We start from the raw sequence: 19,050 nt of genomic DNA, 5'->3' as shown, positions 1-19,050 counted from the left end.
GTAGGCAGACATGGGCTCGTGGAAAACTCCCGACAGCGGTCTTACTCAACAGCAGGTCCAGCAACGCATCGAGTTGGGGCACGTCAACGAGCTGCCGCCAACATCCGGGCGCAGTGTGTGGGACATTATCCGTGCCAATGTGTTTACCCGGATTAACGGTATTCTCGCTGTTTTATTCGCAGTCGTGCTCTATACCGGCTCAATCGTCAACGGTGCCTTTGGTCTGCTGATTATCGCCAACTCTATCGTCGGCATCATCCAAGAACTGCGTGCCAAGCGCACACTGGACAAGCTTTCCATTGTCGGCCGTGCAAAACCCATGGTCATTCGCGACGGGGAGCCTGCTCGCGAGATCGACCGCGAGTCCGTCGTCCTCGACGATCTCATCGAGGTTGGTCCCGGTGACCAAATCGTCGTTGACGGTATTCTCCGCTACGCCTCTGACGTGGCTGTCGATGAGTCCTCTCTCACCGGTGAATCCGATGCCGTCGATAAGAGCGTTGGGGACATGGTCTACTCGGGTTCCTCGGTCGTGGTGGGGTCGGCGCGATATCAGGCCACCAAAGTGGGCAAGGAGGCTTACGCCGCCAAGCTCGCAGCTGAGGCCAACAAATTCACGCTGACTGATTCCCAGCTCTTCCGCGGCATCAACAAGATCCTGACCTACATTTCCTGGATTCTCATTCCCGTCGGCGCCTTGGCAATCTATACGCAGCTCTTTGTCGCCGGCGATGATTTCAACGATGCGCTGCTGGGGATGGTCGCCACGCTGGTGCCCATGGTCCCTGAGGGGCTTGTCCTCATGACCACCATCGCTTTTGCCCTTGGGGTGGTGCGCTTGGGGCGACATCGAGTGCTGGTCAATGAGTTGCCCGCCATCGAAGGTCTCGCGCGCGTCGATACCGTGTGCGTCGACAAAACCGGCACGCTCACCGAAAACGCGATGCAGCTAGTGGAAGTCGACATCGTATCGGGTGACGGTACTTCCCGCGATGAGGTCGACTCCGCGCTCATCGATCTGTGCAAGCTCGACGATCGTCCCAACGCAACGGCTCGTGCACTGCTCGATGGGCTTGCGGACGCAGGGGACGTCGTAAAGCATGAACAAACCAAAACCCGCCCCTTTACCTCGGCGAATAAGTGGTCGGCGCTGACGTATCGCGGCGGCGCGACGTGGGTTTTCGGCGCGCCCGATGTGCTTGTCGACGACTCCGCGGTCGGCATGCAGAAAGCTCGGGAGCTTATGGAGGAAGGACTTCGTGTGCTCCTGCTCGCGCGGACCTCAGTTGGGGCAGATGACCTGCCCGGCGGTGCGCTGCGGAAGAGTGGCGAGGTGGAGTTGGAGCCAGTCGCCCTTGTCGTGCTGGGGCAGAAGGTGCGTTCAGATGCGGCAGACACGGTGGCCTACTTCTATGAAGAAGGCGTCGAGGTCAAGGTCATTTCTGGTGACAATGACCGCTCCGTGGGGGCTGTTGCACGTGAGCTGGAAATGGAGGGGGCTAACAATCCTGTCGATGCGTCTGAGCTTCCGGTCAGCCGCGATGAGAATAGCGAAGCCAAGCCCACCGAGATCCGCAACGAGTTCGCAGACATTGTGGAGTCGCGGCAGATCTTCGGCCGTGTCACGGCGGAGAATAAGCGCGATATGGTTCATGCGCTGCAGTCGCGGGGGCATCATGTGGCGATGACCGGTGATGGTGTCAATGATGTGCTGGCGCTGAAAGCGGCGAACCTGGGCGTGGCTATGGGGGATGGGGCGCCGGCGACACGTTCGGTTGCGCAGTTGGTGCTGTTGGATAATCGCTTCGCCGTGATGCCGATGATTGTGGCGGAGGGGCGTCGCGTCATTGGCAATATCGAGCGTGTGGCCAACCTCTTTTTGACGAAGACCATCTACTCGGTGGTGCTGGCGCTGGCTGTGGGGCTGTGGGGGATGGATTATCCATTCGAGCCGATTCACGTGACGATTACGGGTTGGTTCACAATTGGAATCCCGGCGTTCGTGCTGTCGTTGGCTCCTAACTTGGAGCGTGCGCGCGATGGTTTCGTGCGGCGCGTGTTGCGCTTAGCGATACCGGCGGGCATCACGGTGGGGTTGTTGACCTTCATGTTTTGGTTGTGGGCAAACCCGGGAGTCGACGCCAGCGATGCGGCACGAGGGGAGGCGTCTACTGCGACCCTCATTGTGCTGATTGTTTCGGCATTTTGGGTTTTGGTGGTCGTGGCTAGGCCATACACCTGGTGGAAGGTTCTGTTGCTGGCGGTATCGGCAGGAGCCTACCTGTTCATCTTCTCGGTTCGTTCAGTGGCCACAGTGCTTAATCTGTACTGGGTAGGGCGGGAGCTGTTGATTCCCGCGCTGATCGTGGGGGCCATCGGCGCGGTCATTATCGAAGCGCTGTGGTGGTGGCGTCAGAGTAAGCCATTGCCGGAAGAAGCGGAGAACACGAGTACAACGGCGTAAATGGGGGTAGTAAAAACGGCGCCTAAGTATGCAGGTAATGGCGTTTTTGGGGGTGCCTTAAGGCTCGCTGAGAAGTAGTTAGCCGCATTTAACTTCTTTGCTAACTGTGTTCCAGGTAACTTTGTTTCCACACATAATGAAAAATGTGGTGCATGGCACACCCTCGGGGTGGCTGTGCTGAACCTCATTACGAACACCTGCATAACTTCCTGGAAAGGATTAGCCCGTGTCCGCAACTCCCTTGCCGACAGACCGGCATAAGCCACAGGCGGCCGAGTACCGCTACGTGCAAAACTCAGCGCAGTTCCAAGAGCTCCGCTCTACATTCCGTTCTTTCGCCATCCCGATGACCGTCGCAGGTCTGGTGTGGTACATCGCATTCGTTTTGCTTGCGACGTTCGCGCCGGATCTCATGGCGACTCCCGTACTGGGCAATATCAACCTGGGCATCGTCCTTGGTCTGCTCCAGTTCGTGACCACCTTCGCCATCACCTGGGTGTACATCAACTTCGCCAACAAGAAGCTTGAGCCGATGCAGGCAGAGCTGCGCGAGGCACTGGAAAGCGGAGAAATCGCTGAAATCGTCGCAAAGAAGGAGGCATAGGCATGCTGACTAGTTTCTTTGCTGCAGATGACACTGCAGCAGCAGGTAACCCGATTCTCAACATCGCGGTCTTCGTCGCCTTCATTGTTGCGACCATGTTCATCGTTACTCGAGTGGGCAAGGGCGGAAACAAGGGAGCATCAGACTTTTACACCGGTGGCGCACAGTTCTCCGGTACCCAAAACGGTCTTGCCATTGCGGGTGACTACCTCTCGGCGGCTTCCTTCCTCGGTATCGTCGGCGCCATTGCGCTGACTGGTTACGACGGATTCCTTTACTCCATCGGCTTCTTCGTAGCCTGGCTGGTCGCGCTGCTGTTGGTTGCAGAGCCGCTGCGTAACGTCGGTAAGTTCACCATGGCCGACGTGCTGTCCTTCCGTCTTAAGCAGCGCCCGGTACGTACTGCGGCTGCTATCTCGACCCTCGCGGTGACCCTGTTCTACCTCATCGCGCAGATGGCCGGTGCAGGTTCCCTGGTCGCCGTGCTGCTCAACATTCACGACTCCACTCAGCAGTCCATCGTTGTCGCGGTCGTCGGCATCATCATGGTTGCTTACGTTCTCATCGGTGGTATGAAGGGCACGACTTACGTGCAGATGATTAAGGCCGTCCTGCTGGTCGGTGCTGTCATCATCATGACTCTGATCATCCTGGTTGGCGTTAAGGGTAACTTCTCCCAGCTCCTGCAGGACGCAGTGGACATGCACGCGAGCTCGGATCACATCGCCGAGAAGGGCTACGAAGCCTCCGCCATTCTTGAGCCGGGTCTGAAGTACGGCGGCTCCTTCGTTCAGCAGCTGGACTTCGTCTCTCTGGGCCTGGCACTGGTCCTCGGTGTTGCTGGTCTGCCGCACGTGCTCATGCGCTTCTACACGGTGCCGACTGCAAAGGAAGCTCGTAAGTCCGTGACCTGGGCAATCATCCTCATCGGTGGTTTCTACCTGTTGACCCTGGTACTCGGTTATGCCGCCGCCGCACTTGTTGGTCCGGACCGAATCAACGCCGCCCCGGGCGGAGCCAACGCTGCAGCTCCGCTGCTGGCCTTCGAAATCGGTGGCTCCATCTTCATGGCAGTGATTTCCGCAGTGGCGTTCGCTACCGTGCTGGCCGTGGTCGCTGGTCTGGCAATTACCGCTTCCGCGTCTGTCGGCCAGGACCTCTACCAGGCCGTGATCCGCAAGGGACAGGCCACGGAAGCCGAGCAGGTTCGTGTCTCCCGCATTACCGTAATCGTGCTGGGCGTTGTCGCCATTATCCTCGGCATCCTGGCCATGGGGCAGAACGTCGCCTTCTTGGTGTCGCTGGCCTTCGCAGTGGCAGCATCCGCAAACGTACCAACCATCCTGATGTCCCTGTTCTGGAAGCGCTTCAACACCGCAGGCGCAGTTGCCTCCATGTACACCGGTGTCATCGCCTCGCTGGTTCTGATTATCTTCTCCCCGGCAGTTTCCGGCAGCGAGTCCTCGATGATTCCGTCGGTTGACTTCTCCTGGTTCCCGCTGACCTCGCCGGGTCTGCTCGCAATCCCGCTGGCGTTCCTGGCTGGCATCATCGCCACCTACATGGGCAAGCCGGATAACTTCGATGACCTGGCAGCTGAGATGGAAGTTCGCTCCCTGACCGGTGTTGGCACCGAGGCTGCGGTTGATCACTAATAACCACTGCGTCCTTGGCTGGCAACGCTGCCCGAACAGCTCAGCCAATCGCAATTAACTGAATAGACAAATGCAAAGGCCCCGTTATCGTCACTGGTAGCGGGGCCTTTGTGGTGGGCGCGGGGTCGTCGTCAAGCATGTGCGAATCAGTGCATGATAGTTAATGGACGGGCCTGTTGCCCTGGATCCGCAGGGGCTCGCGGAAGCGAGCACGGAGTCTTAGATATAAGGTGGGAAGGTAACAATCTGGTTTGCCCCACCGCAATAATTGGAGTGTGTATGACTGACAATTCTGGCGCTTCTGAGAACAACAATTCTTTCCGTAGCGCCCTGCATGATGAGCACGTAAGCCTTGGCGCAGAAATGCGCAATGTTGGTGGCTACGAAGTGCCGTTCCGCTACTCTTCGGAAATTGCAGAGCACAACGCAGTGCGTGAGGCCGTTGGTGTTTTCGACCTGTCGCTGATGGGTATCATCCGCGTCACTGGTGAGGATGCGGCGGCGTTCCTTGCACACTCCCTGATTTCGGCAATCAAGCCGCTGGCGTTGGGTCGTGCCAAGTACACCATGATTGTGCAGGAAGACGGCGGCATTATTGATGACCTCATCATTTACCGCCTCGGTAGTCACGAATTCATGCTGGTGCAGAATGCCGCAGCCGCTGAAGATGTGTACTCGACGCTGCGCGAGCGCGTTGGTGGCTACAACGTCGAGGTTGAGCGCATGAATGACAAGAATGTGCTCCTGGCCATTCAAGGGCCGAAGGCTGCGAAGCTTCTGCGCCGTCTGTTGCCACAGGATCTGCACGCGACTCTCGATGGCATGAACTACTACTCTTGCACTCTGCTCGAGGTCGCAGGTGTGGAAATGATTGTTGCCCGAACCGGCTACACCGGTGAGGACGGCTTCGAGATCTTCCCGCCGGCTGACCGCGCCGTCGAGGTCTGGCGTGCAATCATTGCAGCAGGTGGCAAGGTGGAAAACCCGGAGGATCCGGCTGACAACGGCGCTGACCTCGGCCTGCTGCCGTGTGGTCTGGCCTGCCGCGACACCCTGCGTCTTGAGGCCGGTATGCCGCTCTATGGCTACGAGCTGACTCGAGACCGCACTCCGCTGGAGGCCGGTCTGAAGTCCATCATGGGGCCGACCAAGGGGCAGTTTATTGGGCGCAATGCACTGATTAATCGTCCGCAGTCGAAGGAGCTGCTGGTTGGTCTGCGTTTCTCCGGTGATGAAGCTCCGAAGCGTGGCACCAAGCTCATTGATGCGGAAGGTAACGAGGTTGGCGTGCTGACTTCCGCCAAGGTGTCGCCGACTTTGGGTCACCCCATCGGTTTTGCATACGTTCAGCGTTGGCAGTCCTCCACTGGCACGGAGCTGACCGTTGAAGGCGCCGACATTACCGCCACCGTCGTTCCGACGCCGTTCTACAACCGCCGTCACCGCAAGTAGGGGAGCGCGGGTGCTCCGCCCCATTGTGGCGGGCTCAGATCTGTTCAGGCTCGTCTCTTCGTATCTGTTGGGTAAATAAAAAATCCGCTGCAGTATTGTTGCAGCGGATTTTGGTTTTTAGGGCGAGCTAGGGCACCTTACCTAACGGAGCCCCGAGCCGACGAACCTCGCAGCCCGAGACGAACCTAGCGGAACAGGCCGGTGAGCCCATGATTATCTTCGCTTGGCTGCTCTTCCTGCTCCGATTCCGATTCTGTCGGCTCGCCGGAGGTTGTCGGAGTCGTTGAAGTATCGGGAGGCGTGGAAGAATCAGAGGTCGTCGAGCTCTCCGTCTCACTTGTCTCCGTTGTGCTCTCGCTCGGAGTCGTCGGCTCAGGTTCCTGAGGCTGTGGCTCAGAGGTCGTCGGAGTAGTGGAGATCCACATTTGCTGCGATGTCGGGTTCGCGGGGGTTTGCTGCAGCACCGTCCACACTTCCTGCTCGCCGACTTGTGCGCATTCAAGATTCTGGCCGTTGGCGCTCATTCGTATTTCGCCGGTCTGGTTCGGGCACAGGTGCCCGATGCGCGGCGTACCGCCTTCTCGAACCTTTGGTCCGGTCGTCGTCGGCGAATTCGTCGTCGACACCGTAGTAAGTTGGCTTGACGACGAGGTTTGCGTCGCGGCAACCTCCTCGCTTTCGCTGTTGGCGCAGCTGGTGGCCATGGCTGCGAAGGTGAGGAAGCAGCAGGCCAGCGCCAAGTGCTGGCGGTTCTTGCGCCGGACGGCAGTGAGTTTAGGGTGCTGTACGGCTGACAGCTGAGTTCGCGTATTCACATCCATCTCACTTTCTGGGCTTCTCGGGCCTGCGTCGCGTGGTTTAATTCTCGGCTTTCTGGGGCGGCGTCTCCTGAAAAACCACTGGGGGTGCCAGCTATAGGGGAACTTGCCAAGTTATTGGCAAGGTAGTTGCTGACACCCAATAGATAGGTTGATTCAACCGGCAACTATACAGTCAACTTTTCGATTTGCATACTGGATGCTTCTAATCGTGGCAGAACGGGTGCGGTAGGGAAAGGCAATTCGTCTGTGAAGTCATAAGTGGTTTTGATAGCGTGTGTCCCATGTATCGGCGCACCCCGAATCGATTCCCCGTCAAGAGTAATGCGGATTTGTTCGCTCGGCGCAGTGGCGCGTGGATACTGGATTCGTTCCTTGTAGGAATCTTTGTTGCCATCATTGTGGCACTTGGCAAACTTGCGTGGGAAGCAGCCATGGCGAACTGGGCGCTGCCGAGTCCGCCAGAGTTCAGGATTTTGTATGGTGTCATATTCCCAGCTGTCTTTTTCTTTGTGCGCGTGGTTGCAGAGGCTCGCGGTGAACAGACGTTTGGTAAAAGCGCATTTTTGCTACACGTTGTTCCAGCGCGGAAAGCAGACTCTGGGGCAACTCCGTTCGAAGTCGCTCAGCCAGAGGGAACATCGGAGCTCGAATCAGGAGACGATTCTTGGCACAGAGGTTGGCGGGCAGCGGTACGTAATTGTTACCTATTGTCGCTGATTTTCTTGCCTACGGGTTTTGAGCCAAACGTTGAACTGTTTTTTGGTGTCCTGATGATTTGGGTTGCTGTTTGCCGCTGGCACCCATTCGACTGGTTGGCAGGAAAACGCGTCGTTGTTGAAAGGCGTAGCGAGCGCTAACGTTCGAGCAAACGTCAGGCCCTGGCTCTTTCCTCCTCGGCCTCAACCTCAGCGTTGAATTCTCGTTTAGAAGACTGCCACTGGTCTTCGGTCATACCGATACGCCAGTAGCCAGAAATGGAAACGTCCTTCTTCGGGATCTCAGATTCAACGAAGAGGAAGCGGCGCAATTCCTTGATCATCTCGGCGACACCGTGGACGAACCAGCTAGTTTTCTTACCTTCTGGAATGCCCGCCTCGCGCACTGCGCGGGATAGCTCTGTGCCGTGGGTTGCGCCGTTGCGGAGGACCCAATGGACTTCCACACCCTCTCGGGTTGGAAGCTCAAACTTCCGGTCTTCGGACTCGATTTCGATGTATGCGGTTGCGGTCGTGCCTGCTGGGAGATGCTTCAGTCCGGCGCTGATAGCTGGCGCTGCGGACTCATCGCCGGCGAGTACAAAGTGTTCATATTCTGCTGCAGGTCCCCATGCGCCTCCTGGCCCTAAGAAGCCACGCTTGTCTCCGATTTCGGCTACGCGTGCCCACGGTCCAGCCAGGCCGGAATCGCCGTGGGTGACGAAGTCGACGTCAAAGTCGCCGGTTTCGGAGTCCACATTAATCAGAGTGTAGGTGCGGGTGATTGGCAGTTTGTCTCGCGGCTGTTCGGCGCGAATTTTCGCAATATCGAACGGCCAGGAGTAATCAGCGTCCTCTGGCACAAACAATAATTTGATGTAATGGTCGGTAAACTCCAGCTCCTTGCCCACAAATGCAGGCGAGTTCATGCTCAAACGAACAAGGTCTGGGGAAATCTGGCGACGTCCAGTAACTGTTGCCTCGTGTGCCTTACGGGGCTTACGCTTCGGTGCTGCTGCTTTAGCTAGGCCAGTCATAGTTGTCACTGTCCTTCAACAAGTCTTGGGCTGTTTTGTACTGGCGGAAGTCTACACGCCACGTGATTAGGTAAGCCTAACACAAGTGTTTCTGGAAATTGCTGGGTGATGCGTTCTCAGGAGGGGGCGTAGTGGCCGGTCGTGAGAAAAACAAAGACCCCCGCGCCCTATATGTAAAAGGTCGCGAGGGTATTTGTGCCCCAGAGAGGAATCGAACCTCCGACACCGGCTTTAGGAGAGCCGTGCTCTATCCACTGAGCTACTAGGGCAGTCATCTTCCGGATAATCAGCAACGAAAAAGATTCGCAACTACCGGAAAAATTACTTCATCACTTTAACGCATCTGCGAGCTCTCGTGGCAATTTGGTCCTCGACCTGACACGCAAACATGCAGGAAGCTCGCTATTACCCCCATGTGCTTTTGTGCTCGGCGGTGCCGCCCGGAATCTGGCTAACATGGTTTATAACGAGCGACTTTCTTGCGCTTGCGGTCACAACAGCGCTACTTATTTTCCGGTCGCTGTTTTGGAGGAGGATGACAAAATGATTAAGCCAACTTTCACGGATGTCAACGGTGTCAAGATTAAGTGCTCCATGACCACGGACTCGGACAAGCCGCACCTTTTGGTTTCGCGCATGGAAGATGATGGCTCTTTGACTCCGATTCTGGAGATGAACGTGTACGACTCCAAGTACATGGCCAACGCTTGCGAGATTTACTTGAAGCAGGCCGCTTCGGCTAACCTCCAGGGTTCGATGGCTGGCCTGTCTCCAGATGAGATGGCTGAACAGTTCGGTTACGAGGGAGATCCGACCAATCACTAGTCGAAACGACGCCGCCCGCACTCAGGCCGAGAGCCCTGTATACAGCGGATATGTCGATGTAGACATCATCGGAATCGGCGCCGGTAGTCCGAGCCACATTACGCTCGAGGCTATCGGCGCTCTTGCTGATGTCGACGTAGTTTTTGCTCTCGACAAGGGTGATGCCAAAGCGGACTTGTTGGCTGCGCGACAGGCGATCGTCGATAAGCATGCGCCGCATGTCGAACTCGTTACCGTTCCCGACCCGCCACGTGACCGCACGCCCGATAACTACGGCGCAGTCGTCCGTGACTGGCATCAGCGCCGTGCAGAGCTGCTTGCCGACGCCTTCGTCGCTCACCTCGGACGAGAGGGCAAGCGCCGCGGTGCGTTCTTGGTCTGGGGTGACCCCTCCTTGTATGACTCAACATTGCGGATTTTGCAGCGCGTCCGCGACCTTGGGCTGGACGTGCGCTCGCGAGTTATCCCCAGTGTGACGGCGATTTCCGCGCTGACCGCAGCGCATGGAGAGTGCCTGAACCAGATTGGTAAGCCGGTATTGATTACCACTGGTCGGCGCCTGGGGGAGCGTGCGCCTGGCATGGATGCGGTGGTGATGCTCGATGGCGGTGCAGCCTGGCTCGAGCACGCGGACCCGGAGGAAGAGATTCTCTGGGGTGCATTCCTGGGAACGGAGCTGGAGACGCTCCGCCGTGGTCGCGTTGGCGACGTCGGCGAAGAGATTGCGGAGCTGAAAAAGAAGCTCCGTGCGGAGCACGGTTGGATTATGGATATCTACCTGCTGCGTTCCGGCGCCTAGGACTGAGCAGTCGCAGCGGTGCCAGTTCGGCTAGCTGACTTTCTTGCCCAAGAAGCCCTCTGCCCATCGGTGGAGGGCTTTTTCGGCGGCTTCGACGCCGTCGGCGACGGTTACCTTGGTGAGGACCTGATCGTCGTTAGGCAACACGCGTGCGGGATCGCCTGCGGGACGGACGGTGATGCTGACGTGGTCGGCATTGATGACCTCGACGGTTGCTAGTGCGAGCATCTCGACGTTCGTCTGCTCAGCAACCGCAAAGCGGTAGGCGGTGTCGTTTTCCCACTCGGTGGTGGAGTTCCGAAGGAACTCGGCGACGGAGTCAGGGGCCAATTCTGTGAGTAATTGGGTTGCGACCGGGGCGTCATCGACGCGGGAATCGTGGCGCAGCGGACGGCAGTAGAAGCGGCCGGCATTTACTTCCATGGGTTCCATACCGTCCACTCTAGACGTCCTGAACAGTGTTTAAGGGCGCCGGGGGAGGGGCTGAAAAGAATCAAGCGGGGCTGGCTGCGAATCCCATCGCAACCAGCCCCGCTTAGAGCTTTAGAACTACTTCAGTTCCATCAGGACATCGCCCTTGCCGACACCTGAGCCAGCCTCGGTAGCCAGACCCGTGACAACGCCGTCCTTGTGAGCCTTGACTGGGTTTTCCATCTTCATGGCCTCAAGGACAACCACGGTGTCACCCTCGGAGACTTCCTGGCCCTCTTCGACGTTGACCTTGATGACGGTGCCCTGCATCGGAGCAACCACAGCGTCACCGGAAGCGGCCTTCTTGGAACCGCCAGCGCGCTTCTTCTTGCTCTTCTTCTTGGCACCAGCGTTGCCGCCGCCCAGAGCCAGGTCGCCCGGCAGGGCTACCTCGACGCGGCGACCGTCGATCTCGACGACAACCTTCTGAGCCGGAACGGTGTCGGTGTCAGCGTCGGAGTCACCGTCGTACGGAGCAATCGGGTTGTCCCATTCCTCTTCAATCCACTTGGTGTAGACGTCAAACTTCTCGCCATCGCCGACAAACGCCGGGTTCTCCACAATGTGGCGGTGGAACGGAATGACCGTTGCCAGGCCCTCAACCTGGTACTCGGACAGAGCACGAGCGGAGCGGCGTAGGGCCTCTTCGCGGGTCTCGCCCCAAACAATCAGCTTGGCCAGCATGGAGTCGAACTGGCCGCCGATGACGTCGCCCTCCTTGATGCCGGTGTCCATGCGGACACCCGGGCCGGACGGTTCGACGTACTTGGTGATGGTGCCCGGAGCCGGCATGAAGTTGCTGCCGGCGTCCTCGCCGTTGATGCGGAACTCGAAAGCGTGACCGCGCATCTCCGGGTCTTCCTTGATGGACAGTTCCTTGCCTTCAGCAATGCGGAACTGCTCGCGGACCAGATCGAGGCCGGTAATTTCCTCGGTGACCGGGTGCTCCACCTGTAGACGAGTGTTGACCTCGAGGAAGTTAATCAGACCGTCAGCGCCAACCAGGTACTCAACGGTGCCCGCACCGTAGTAGCCAGCCTCGCGGCAGATGTCCTTAGCGGACTGGCGCAGGCGCTCATCCTGCTCTGGGGTCAGGAACGGAGCGGGTGCTTCCTCGACGAGCTTCTGGAAACGACGCTGTAGCGAGCAGTCACGGGTGGAGGCGACAACGACGTTGCCGTGCTTATCAGCGAGAACCTGGCACTCGACGTGGCGTGCCTTGTCCAGGTAGCGCTCTACGAAGCACTCACCGCGACCGAAGGCCGCAACGGCCTCACGGGTAGCGGACTCGTAGAGGTCGGCGACCTCTTCCATCTTGTGTGCGACCTTCATGCCGCGGCCACCGCCACCGAAAGCGGCCTTAATGGCGATTGGCAGACCGTGCTCCTTAGCGAACGCGACGACCTCGTCTGCATCCTTAACTGGCTCCTTGGTGCCTGGAGCCATTGGAGCGTCAGCCTTCAGCGCGATGTGACGAGCGGTGACCTTGTCGCCCAGGGCGCGGATGGACTCTGGTGACGGGCCAATCCAGATCAGGCCAGCGTTCTCAACAGCCTCAGCGAAGTCGCCGTTCTCCGACAGGAAGCCGTATCCCGGGTGGATGGCATTAGCGCCGGACTTCTTTGCGGCGTCCAGAATCTTGTCGAAAACTAGGTAGGACTCAGCGGAAGTGGTGCCACCGAGAGCAAAAGCCTCATCCGCCATGGTCACGAAAGGAGCGTCCGCATCCGGCTCAGCGTAAACGGCGACGGAAGGAATGCCGGCGTCCTTCGCAGCGCGAATAACGCGAACGGCAATCTCGCCACGGTTGGCGACGAGAACCTTCGTGATTTTTTCAGTGGTCTGCTCGGACACGAAATCCTCCATTTTTCGTGGGCACCCCGAGAATTGGCCCTCGGGGCAAGGTTGCGACAGTCATTTGTAGGAATCACAAGCAGCACTGCAGTTAACTGAGTGGTGAACCGCAATGCGGTTCACCACGCGGTAGCTAACAGCGTGTGACCCAATGTCTCCATTGTGTCACAGGTGCGGTAAGCAACCTCTTTTTGCTCGCTACATAAGGGGGTAGGGATTGTGGTCTTGAGCAGCGTTCAAGTGGTCATGGGGGCAGCTGAAGTGGCTATTTTCCGCCCAAAAACCTAGGTTTGTGGTTAAAATTATCACCCAAGAGTGCAAGAGCCGCCCCCTTGATTGGGGGCGGCAGGGGGAAACTAAATCTCCGGTGTAGCGTCAGCCGCTGACGCTGGAAAAACGGTGGGGGAAGCGCCCACCGGTTGCGTCGATCGCCTACAGGCTTCCCGGCTCCGAACCGTGGGCAATGGGCATGCCAATCATATTGCCCCACTCAACCCACGAGCCGTCGTAGTTGCGAACATTCTCGTGGCCGAGCAGGTGGTGCAGTACAAACCAGGTGTGCGCGGAGCGCTCGCCGATGCGGCAGTAGACAATCGCCTCATCTTCAAATTGGACGTGCGCGTAAATCTGCTCGAGCTCTTCGCGATCGCGGAAACGCGAGTTCGGGTGAACGGACTGATTCCATGGAATGTTTACCGCGGTTGGAATGTGGCCACCACGCAGGACGCCTTCCTGTGGGTAATCGACCATGTGGGTTCGTGCACCGGCATACTCCTCCGGAGTGCGCACGTCGATAATCGGAGCCTTTCCAATGAGCTCACGTGTATCGCTGAAGTAGGCGCGCAGTGTCTTGTCGTCGCGCTCGACGACAGGGTAGTCAGTGCGTGGGTAATTGGGGACCTCGAAGCTCGTGTCTCGTTCTTCAGTCATCCAGGCATCGCGGCCACCGTTAAGCAGGCGCACGTCGGGATGCCCAAAAAGCTCGAAAACCCAGAGTGTGTAGGCGGCCCACCAGTTGGACTTGTCGCCGTAGATTACGACGGTGTCATCGCGCGAGATACCCTTCTCGCGCATGAGCTCGGCAAAGCCTTCGGCGTCGATATAGTCGCGGCGCACAGGATCGTTGAGGTCGTGATGCCAGTCGATGCGAACCGCGCCCGGAATATGTCCAATGTCGTAGAGCAGTGAGTCCTCGTCGGATTCAACAACGCGCAGACCGGGAGAGCCCAGTCGGGCAGCAAGCCAGGAGCTAGAGACGAGGCGCTCAGGGTGGGCGTACTGCTGGAACTGGGGGTGCGGGTCGTGCGGAACAGCCATCGGATACTCCCTTGGCGCAAGTTGGGTGGGTGGGACTTTCTGACGTTTATCGTCAATTGCATATCTAGTTTACGGGTCGCGTGGCGAACGGCGGAATAGTCCCCAGTGTGAGCGCTTTCCGACGGCAACAATTGCGTCCGCGGCCACCCTGGGATACGCCTCACAGTTGGGGGTAAAAGCAGTGTTTTCAGCGCGCTTGGAGTCCAGGTAGTGCCCTAAAATTTAGCTGAGAGTTAGCGCAAAAACTGTGTTGATTCGTATCACTGGAAAATGGGCTGAAATGGGCTATCTGCCTGGGTATTCGCTGCGTTACGGAGACAATTGAGTGCCGGAAGTCCATGTATTTTCTTAAAAGGAGTGCCTGTGCACAAGAACATTGTTGTATTCGAGATCGAGGGCGGCTCGGACAAGTACTTCGACGGACACCGCAAGGACACCATGCCAATCGTCAACGCTATCCGCGAAGCCGGTTGGTCCGCTGAGGTCGTCTACTACCGACCGGAGTGGAAGGACGACCTGTACGACTACGTCTCCCAGAACTTCGACGGCTACATCTCCCGCGTAAACCCGGGCAACATCCCGGGTGGTGAGAGGGGCTACTTCGAGCTTCTGACCAGTCTCTCGGTCGCTGGTTTGGTTGGTATGTCCACCCCGGGCGAAATGATGGCCTACGGCGCAAAGGACGCACTGGTCAAGCTCAAGGACACCGACCTGGTTCCGTCTGACACCGCTGCATACTACGACGTCGAGGCATTCCACAGCACTTTCCCGACCTCCCTGTCCTACGGCGAGCGCGTCCTCAAGCAGAACCGTGGCTCCACCGGATCTGGCATTTGGCGCGTGCGTATCGCTGACGAAGAGGTTGCTAAGAACGTTGAGCCGGGCACCCCGCTGCCGCTGAACACCAAGCTGAAGTGCACCGAGGCCGTGGACAACCACACCGAGACTCGCGAGCTCGGCGAGTTCATGGATTTCTGCGACCAGTACATCATCGGCGATAACGGCATGCTCGTGGACATGCGCTTCATGCCGCGCATCACCGAAGGCGAAATTCGCATTCTGCTGGTCGGTCCGCACCCGGTCTTCGTGGTTCACAAGAAGCCGGCCGAGGGCGGCGACGCTTTCTCCGCAACCTTGTTCTCTGGCGCGAAGTACACCTACAACAAGCCGGAAGAGTGGCAGGACCTCATCGACATGTTTGCTGAGGCTCGCCCGGTCATTGCCGAGAACCTCGGTGGCGACAATATCCCGCTAATCTGGACCGCTGATTTCATGCTGGCAGACGGCGAGGACGGCGAGGACACTTACGTTCTCGGCGAGATCAACTGCTCCTGTGTCGGCTTCACCTCCGAGCTGGATATGGGTATTCAGGAGCTTGTTGCTCAGGAGGCCATCAAGCGCGTTGAGGCTGCTAACAAGTAGTCTCAACAGCTAAGAAAACCGCACCAATTTGGTGCGGTTTTTGCTTTACGACGTCCTTGCGATGCCTACCGATTCCAGAACTGGGAGACCGAATAGCCGTAGCGATACAGAGCTCGGCGCACGACAGGTAGCGACAGTCCGATCACACTGGATGAGTCGCCATTGATGCCATCGACAAACCAGCCGCCTAGAGCCTCCAAAGTAAACGCGCCAGCGCACTTCAGCGGCTCGCCCGTCGCAGCGTAGGCACGGATGTCCTCTTCTGGGACTTCAGCGAAATCGAGGGAAGTAATCGCCACCTCAAGGTGCTCGCCCTTTGGTGTCACGACACAGTGACCAGTAATCAGCTCAGCCGTCCGGCCACTCTGTTGATGCCAGCGCTCAATGGTCTTTTCTTCCGTGTGGGGCTTGCCCTGCAACTGCCCGTCGAGAAGCAGCATTGAATCCCCGCCAATGACAATGTCATTGGGGTAGGCCGGAGAGGCAGCGTGTGCCTTGGCCTGTGCGAGTTCCTCGACGATGCGTACCGGCGATGCGTCCGGAAGGGCTGTGATTACGGCATCCTCGTCGACGTTGGGCGCTACTGTGATGGGCTCGATGCCTGCAGAGCGCAGAATGTGCAGTCGCGAAGGGGAAGTGGAAGCCAAGACGATTCGGGGGCTGCTCATAGTTAGTGATTTTAGTGAGGGTGGAATCGTAAAGCCTAATTTTTGTGGCAAACATGCGTGGGGTTGGCCCGATTGTAAGAACAGGCAGATTTTTTTAGATGGCAGCTGCCTTCTAGTGATGTAAAGTAAAGTGGACATCAAGTTAAAGAAAGTACACAGATGAGTGGGGAAGAACGTTCGAACCAGGTCAGGAGATACCGACGCTGGTTGGAGCTGAGCCAAGCGGATTTAGCCGCGAAGGTGGAGGTCTCGCGGCAAACCATTGCAAATATCGAGCGGGGAAATTACTCGCCTTCGGTGTATTTGGCGTTGCGTATCTGCAAGGTACTGGGAAAAACAGTCGAAGAAATTTTTGGTGAGGAAGGATACTGACAATGCCCTATGCGGATGTCGTAATTGAACGCAACAGCGCCACGGTGGACGATGAGTATCAGCAGATGTTGCTGCATAAGTCCTACACGTACGGGTTCACAATGATGATGTGGGCTAATTACGTGCTTGCAACGGTACTGATTTGGCTCATTCCAGAGCCAAAGATGGTGGGCGTGACAGTGGCAATCATCTTGATGCCGCTGGTTGGACTCCTGTTTTCGCAGCGGTGGTTGCGACGTCAAGTGCCAATGCCGAAGATTAATGGTCTTACAAAAGGCGAGATTGCAGCACTCGTAGCCGTCATTGGGCTGTGGCTGATTGGTTTTATCAGAGTGCAAATGCTCTCTGAGGCAAGCGCTGGTGGGGCACTATCGGAATCGTGGGGATTCATTGCCGGCGCTGTGGTGGGTGCTGCCATCGGTCTGGCGTTTGTGTATTTCCTGTTCAAGGTGGTGTGGCCGGTAGCTCGCAACCGTGATCAGCGTCGGCTGGACCGGGAGCTCGATGACGAGTTTGATGGCGAGTCGCTGGGTGAACAGCGCTAGTAATAAGCAGTGGTCAAGGCTAAGGCAGTAACAAAAACCAAAGCGCCACCATCGGAAAACCCGATGGTGGCGCTTTGTGCTAGCGAATCGACGCAGCTAGCGTGCGGTAACGACTACGCGGTAAGCGGTAGCTGTACTAGTAGAAATGGACGTTGCGGAACGTGCCCGGTACGTGCTGGTGCGGCTGGTGGAAACCCTCTTCCAGCCGACCCCAGTTGTTGCGCGGGCCGCGGTCCTCTGGGGCACCGCCGGCTGCTGCCATACCTGCGAACAAAAGCGCGAGCGTGGCGGTTTCAGCGTCTGACGGGTTGCCCTTGAGGACGGACATGAACGGTGCAGCCGGGGCTGTAGCGGCGTCCTTGTCTTCGGTTGCTGGGGTGTTTTTGGAATCGGTCACAGCGGAATGTTCCCATGCTTCTTGGCGGGTACGTTAACAACCTTGCGATCCAGCAGACGCAGACCCTCGATGATCTGGCCGCGGGTCTCGCTCGGCGGGATAACGGCGTCGATGAAGCCGCGCTCAGCAGCCATGTACGGGTTGACCAGGGTGGCCTCGTACTCTGCCTCGTACTCCTTCTGCAGTGCGACGACATCCTTGCCCTCGGCCGCAGCAGCCTTGAGCTCCTTGCGGTAGATGAAGCCGACAGCGCCGGAAGCACCCATGACCGCAATCTGAGCGGTCGGCCATGCCAGGTTGATGTCAGCGCCCATGTCCTTGGAGCCCATCACACAGTAAGCTCCGCCGTAGGCCTTACGGGTGATGACGGTAATCTTCGGGACGGTGGCCTCAGCATATGCGTACAGCAGCTTGGCGCCACGGCGGATGATGCCGTCGAACTCTTGGTTGGTGCCCGGCAGGAAGCCTGGAACGTCAACCAGCATGATGATCGGAATGTTGAAGGCGTCACAGGTGCGGACGAAGCGAGCCGCCTTCTCGGATGCCTTGATGTCGAGGCAGCCAGCGAACTGAATCGGCTGGTTGGCGACGAAACCGACCGAGCGACCCTCCACGCGACCGAAGCCGATGACCACGTTCTGTGCGTAGTCCTCCTGAATTTCCAGGAAGTCCTCGTCGTCGACCAGACGGGTGATGACGTCCTTGATGTCGTACGGCTGGTTTGGGGAGTCCGGAATCAGCGTGTCGAGCTCGAGGTCAGTCTCAGTGATGTTGTCAGCGATGGAGCCCTCGAACGGCTCAGCCTCCATGCGAGGAGCCTCAGCGCGGTTGTTGGACGGCAGGTAGCTGACTAATTCCTGAACGAAAGTCAGAGCGTCTTCGTCATCAGCGGCGGTGTAGTGCGAAGTACCGGAGGTGCTCATGTGAGTACCAGCGCCACCCAGCTCTTCCTGTGTGACCTCTTCGCCAGTGACGGTCTTAATAACGTCCGGGCCGGTGATGAACATCTTGGAAGTGCCATCGACCATGACAATGAAGTCGGTCAGAGCCGGGGAGTAGACGTGGCCACCAGCGCAGGCGCCCATGATCAGGGAGATCTGTGGGATAACACCAGAAGCCTGGGTGTTTCGGAAGAAAATCTGGGAGTAGAGGCCGAGGGAAACAACGCCCTCTTGGATGCGGGCACCAGCACCCTCGTTGATGCCGATAATTGGGACACCGGTCTTGATGGCCAAATCCATGATCTTGACAATCTTTTCACCGTAGACTTCACCGAGCGCGCCACCGAAGATGGCGCCGTCCTGCGAGAAGACACAGACCTGGCGGCCATCGATGGTGCCGTAGCCTGTCACAACACCGTCAGTGACAGGGCGCTTGGCGTCGAGGCCGAAGTTCTTGGAGCGGTGACGTGCGAGAGCGTCAACCTCCACGAACGAGCCCTCGTCCAAGAGGAACTCGATGCGCTCACGAGCGGTCATCTTGCCCTTGTCGTGGACGCGGTCAATGCTGGCCTGGCCCATTGGAGCCTGGGTCTCTGCGAGACGGGCTCGCAGATCGGCCAGCTTTCCAGCAGTAGTGGTCAAATCCGGGGTTTCACCGGTTGATGTATTTGCGGCAGTCGTCATACCAACTAGTTTACGTTTCGAAAACGG

18 protein-coding genes and 1 tRNA gene are annotated in these 19,050 nt (G+C 58.0%); 10 read left to right on the top strand and 9 right to left on the bottom strand.

What is annotated here, in order from left to right:
- Positions 1-10 precede the first annotated feature (10 nt).
- From HMPREF3135_RS01750 to gcvT, 4 genes are all read left to right on the top strand, one after another.
- On the top strand, positions 11-2,464 hold the full coding sequence (locus HMPREF3135_RS01750; RefSeq protein ID WP_070437588.1) for an HAD-IC family P-type ATPase: 2,454 nt from the start codon (positions 11-13) through the stop codon (positions 2,462-2,464).
- 226 nt (positions 2,465-2,690) lie between these two features.
- Positions 2,691-3,068: a DUF485 domain-containing protein gene (locus HMPREF3135_RS01745; RefSeq protein ID WP_070437585.1), complete on the top strand. Its 378-nt coding sequence runs from the start codon at positions 2,691-2,693 to the stop codon at positions 3,066-3,068.
- 2 nt (positions 3,069-3,070) lie between these two features.
- Positions 3,071-4,723: a solute symporter family protein gene (locus HMPREF3135_RS01740; RefSeq protein WP_070437577.1), complete on the top strand. Its 1,653-nt coding sequence runs from the start codon at positions 3,071-3,073 to the stop codon at positions 4,721-4,723.
- Between the two features lie 279 nt (positions 4,724-5,002).
- Positions 5,003-6,175: a glycine cleavage system aminomethyltransferase GcvT gene (gene gcvT, locus HMPREF3135_RS01735; protein ID WP_016423296.1), complete on the top strand. Its 1,173-nt coding sequence runs from the start codon at positions 5,003-5,005 to the stop codon at positions 6,173-6,175.
- A gap of 185 nt (positions 6,176-6,360) precedes the next feature.
- On the opposite strand, the gene HMPREF3135_RS01730 is transcribed toward gcvT, so the two are convergent.
- Positions 6,361-6,996 carry a hypothetical protein gene (locus HMPREF3135_RS01730; RefSeq protein ID WP_070437574.1) on the bottom strand — a complete coding sequence of 212 codons (636 nt, stop codon included), beginning with the start codon at positions 6,994-6,996 and terminating at the stop codon, positions 6,361-6,363.
- 281 nt (positions 6,997-7,277) lie between these two features.
- Between HMPREF3135_RS01730 and HMPREF3135_RS01725 the strand changes: the two genes are divergently transcribed.
- Positions 7,278-7,853 (top strand): RDD family protein, encoded by a 576-nt coding sequence (locus tag HMPREF3135_RS01725; protein WP_016423294.1) that lies wholly within the window; start codon positions 7,278-7,280, stop codon positions 7,851-7,853.
- 14 nt (positions 7,854-7,867) lie between these two features.
- Here HMPREF3135_RS01725 and HMPREF3135_RS01720 read toward each other — a convergent pair whose 3' ends face one another.
- Both HMPREF3135_RS01720 and HMPREF3135_RS01715 read right to left on the bottom strand, forming a co-directional pair.
- Complete coding sequence (locus HMPREF3135_RS01720) at positions 7,868-8,728, bottom strand: siderophore-interacting protein (protein WP_070437571.1); 861 nt, start codon at positions 8,726-8,728, stop codon at positions 7,868-7,870.
- A 196-nt stretch (positions 8,729-8,924) separates the two neighbouring features.
- Positions 8,925-8,997: transfer RNA gene (locus tag HMPREF3135_RS01715), tRNA-Arg, on the bottom strand.
- A gap of 274 nt (positions 8,998-9,271) precedes the next feature.
- On the opposite strand from HMPREF3135_RS01715, the gene HMPREF3135_RS01710 reads away from it, so the two are divergent.
- Together HMPREF3135_RS01710 and cobF are read left to right on the top strand one after the other, a co-directional pair.
- A complete protein-coding gene (locus tag HMPREF3135_RS01710; RefSeq protein ID WP_016423292.1) occupies positions 9,272-9,553 on the top strand; it encodes a cg0963 family protein in 282 nt (93 codons plus the stop codon).
- A complete protein-coding gene (cobF, locus tag HMPREF3135_RS01705) occupies positions 9,504-10,352 on the top strand; it encodes a precorrin-6A synthase (deacetylating) (protein WP_070437568.1) in 849 nt (282 codons plus the stop codon). Before HMPREF3135_RS01710 ends, cobF begins: the two co-directional genes overlap by 50 nt.
- Before the next feature lie 30 nt (positions 10,353-10,382).
- Here cobF and HMPREF3135_RS01700 read toward each other — a convergent pair whose 3' ends face one another.
- The 3 genes from HMPREF3135_RS01700 to HMPREF3135_RS01690 form a co-directional block, all read right to left on the bottom strand.
- Complete coding sequence (locus HMPREF3135_RS01700; protein WP_042388876.1) at positions 10,383-10,784, bottom strand: hypothetical protein; 402 nt, start codon at positions 10,782-10,784, stop codon at positions 10,383-10,385.
- Between the two features lie 117 nt (positions 10,785-10,901).
- Complete coding sequence (locus tag HMPREF3135_RS01695) at positions 10,902-12,689, bottom strand: acetyl/propionyl/methylcrotonyl-CoA carboxylase subunit alpha (RefSeq protein WP_042388874.1); 1,788 nt, start codon at positions 12,687-12,689, stop codon at positions 10,902-10,904.
- A gap of 420 nt (positions 12,690-13,109) precedes the next feature.
- Positions 13,110-13,994 (bottom strand): sulfurtransferase, encoded by an 885-nt coding sequence (locus tag HMPREF3135_RS01690; RefSeq protein WP_049189714.1) that lies wholly within the window; start codon positions 13,992-13,994, stop codon positions 13,110-13,112.
- A 363-nt stretch (positions 13,995-14,357) separates the two neighbouring features.
- Here HMPREF3135_RS01690 and HMPREF3135_RS01685 point away from each other — a divergent pair, with 363 nt between their 5' ends.
- Complete coding sequence (locus tag HMPREF3135_RS01685) at positions 14,358-15,416, top strand: Cj0069 family protein (protein WP_049189713.1); 1,059 nt, start codon at positions 14,358-14,360, stop codon at positions 15,414-15,416.
- 65 nt (positions 15,417-15,481) lie between these two features.
- Here HMPREF3135_RS01685 and HMPREF3135_RS01680 read toward each other — a convergent pair whose 3' ends face one another.
- Positions 15,482-16,084: a Maf family protein gene (locus HMPREF3135_RS01680; RefSeq protein ID WP_016423286.1), complete on the bottom strand. Its 603-nt coding sequence runs from the start codon at positions 16,082-16,084 to the stop codon at positions 15,482-15,484.
- Positions 16,085-16,243: 159 nt separating this feature from the next.
- On the opposite strand from HMPREF3135_RS01680, the gene HMPREF3135_RS01675 reads away from it, so the two are divergent.
- Together HMPREF3135_RS01675 and HMPREF3135_RS01670 are read left to right on the top strand one after the other, a co-directional pair.
- Positions 16,244-16,456, top strand: coding sequence for a helix-turn-helix transcriptional regulator (locus HMPREF3135_RS01675; protein ID WP_048733637.1), 213 nt, complete (start codon positions 16,244-16,246; stop codon positions 16,454-16,456).
- Between the two features lie 2 nt (positions 16,457-16,458).
- Positions 16,459-17,001, top strand: a complete 543-nt coding sequence (locus HMPREF3135_RS01670) for a hypothetical protein (protein WP_070437565.1) — start codon at positions 16,459-16,461, stop codon at positions 16,999-17,001.
- Positions 17,002-17,137: 136 nt separating this feature from the next.
- Here the strand turns inward: HMPREF3135_RS01670 and HMPREF3135_RS01665 are convergent, their stop codons facing one another.
- The gene (locus HMPREF3135_RS01665) at positions 17,138-17,398 is read right to left on the bottom strand and encodes an acyl-CoA carboxylase epsilon subunit (protein ID WP_016423284.1); all 261 of its coding nucleotides are present in this window, start codon (positions 17,396-17,398) and stop codon (positions 17,138-17,140) included.
- Positions 17,395-19,023, bottom strand: a complete 1,629-nt coding sequence (locus tag HMPREF3135_RS01660; protein WP_016423283.1) for an acyl-CoA carboxylase subunit beta — start codon at positions 19,021-19,023, stop codon at positions 17,395-17,397. Before HMPREF3135_RS01660 ends, HMPREF3135_RS01665 begins: the two co-directional genes overlap by 4 nt.
- Between the last annotated feature and the right edge of the window lie 27 nt (positions 19,024-19,050).

The sequence above is a fragment of the Corynebacterium sp. HMSC14H10 genome (assembly GCF_001807105.1).
Taxonomy (GTDB): domain Bacteria; phylum Actinomycetota; class Actinomycetes; order Mycobacteriales; family Mycobacteriaceae; genus Corynebacterium; species Corynebacterium jeikeium_D.
This window is presented reverse-complemented; position numbering and strand designations above follow the sequence as displayed.

Coding starts and splice junctions, on each gene's coding strand:
- HMPREF3135_RS01710 (WP_016423292.1), top strand. CDS start 9,272: ATGATTAAGCCAACTTTCACGGATGTCAACGGTGTCAAGATTAAGTGC.
- gcvT (WP_016423296.1), top strand. CDS start 5,003: ATGACTGACAATTCTGGCGCTTCTGAGAACAACAATTCTTTCCGTAGC.
- HMPREF3135_RS01750 (WP_070437588.1), top strand. CDS start 11: ATGGGCTCGTGGAAAACTCCCGACAGCGGTCTTACTCAACAGCAGGTC.
- HMPREF3135_RS01725 (WP_016423294.1), top strand. CDS start 7,278: ATGTATCGGCGCACCCCGAATCGATTCCCCGTCAAGAGTAATGCGGAT.
- HMPREF3135_RS01675 (WP_048733637.1), top strand. CDS start 16,244: ATGAGTGGGGAAGAACGTTCGAACCAGGTCAGGAGATACCGACGCTGG.
- HMPREF3135_RS01670 (WP_070437565.1), top strand. CDS start 16,459: ATGCCCTATGCGGATGTCGTAATTGAACGCAACAGCGCCACGGTGGAC.
- HMPREF3135_RS01660 (WP_016423283.1), bottom strand. CDS start 19,023: ATGACGACTGCCGCAAATACATCAACCGGTGAAACCCCGGATTTGACC.
- HMPREF3135_RS01695 (WP_042388874.1), bottom strand. CDS start 12,689: ATGGAGGATTTCGTGTCCGAGCAGACCACTGAAAAAATCACGAAGGTT.
- HMPREF3135_RS01700 (WP_042388876.1), bottom strand. CDS start 10,784: ATGGAACCCATGGAAGTAAATGCCGGCCGCTTCTACTGCCGTCCGCTG.
- HMPREF3135_RS01740 (WP_070437577.1), top strand. CDS start 3,071: ATGCTGACTAGTTTCTTTGCTGCAGATGACACTGCAGCAGCAGGTAAC.
- HMPREF3135_RS01730 (WP_070437574.1), bottom strand. CDS start 6,996: ATGGATGTGAATACGCGAACTCAGCTGTCAGCCGTACAGCACCCTAAA.
- HMPREF3135_RS01680 (WP_016423286.1), bottom strand. CDS start 16,084: ATGAGCAGCCCCCGAATCGTCTTGGCTTCCACTTCCCCTTCGCGACTG.
- HMPREF3135_RS01720 (WP_070437571.1), bottom strand. CDS start 8,728: ATGACTGGCCTAGCTAAAGCAGCAGCACCGAAGCGTAAGCCCCGTAAG.
- cobF (WP_070437568.1), top strand. CDS start 9,504: ATGAGATGGCTGAACAGTTCGGTTACGAGGGAGATCCGACCAATCACT.
- HMPREF3135_RS01690 (WP_049189714.1), bottom strand. CDS start 13,994: ATGGCTGTTCCGCACGACCCGCACCCCCAGTTCCAGCAGTACGCCCAC.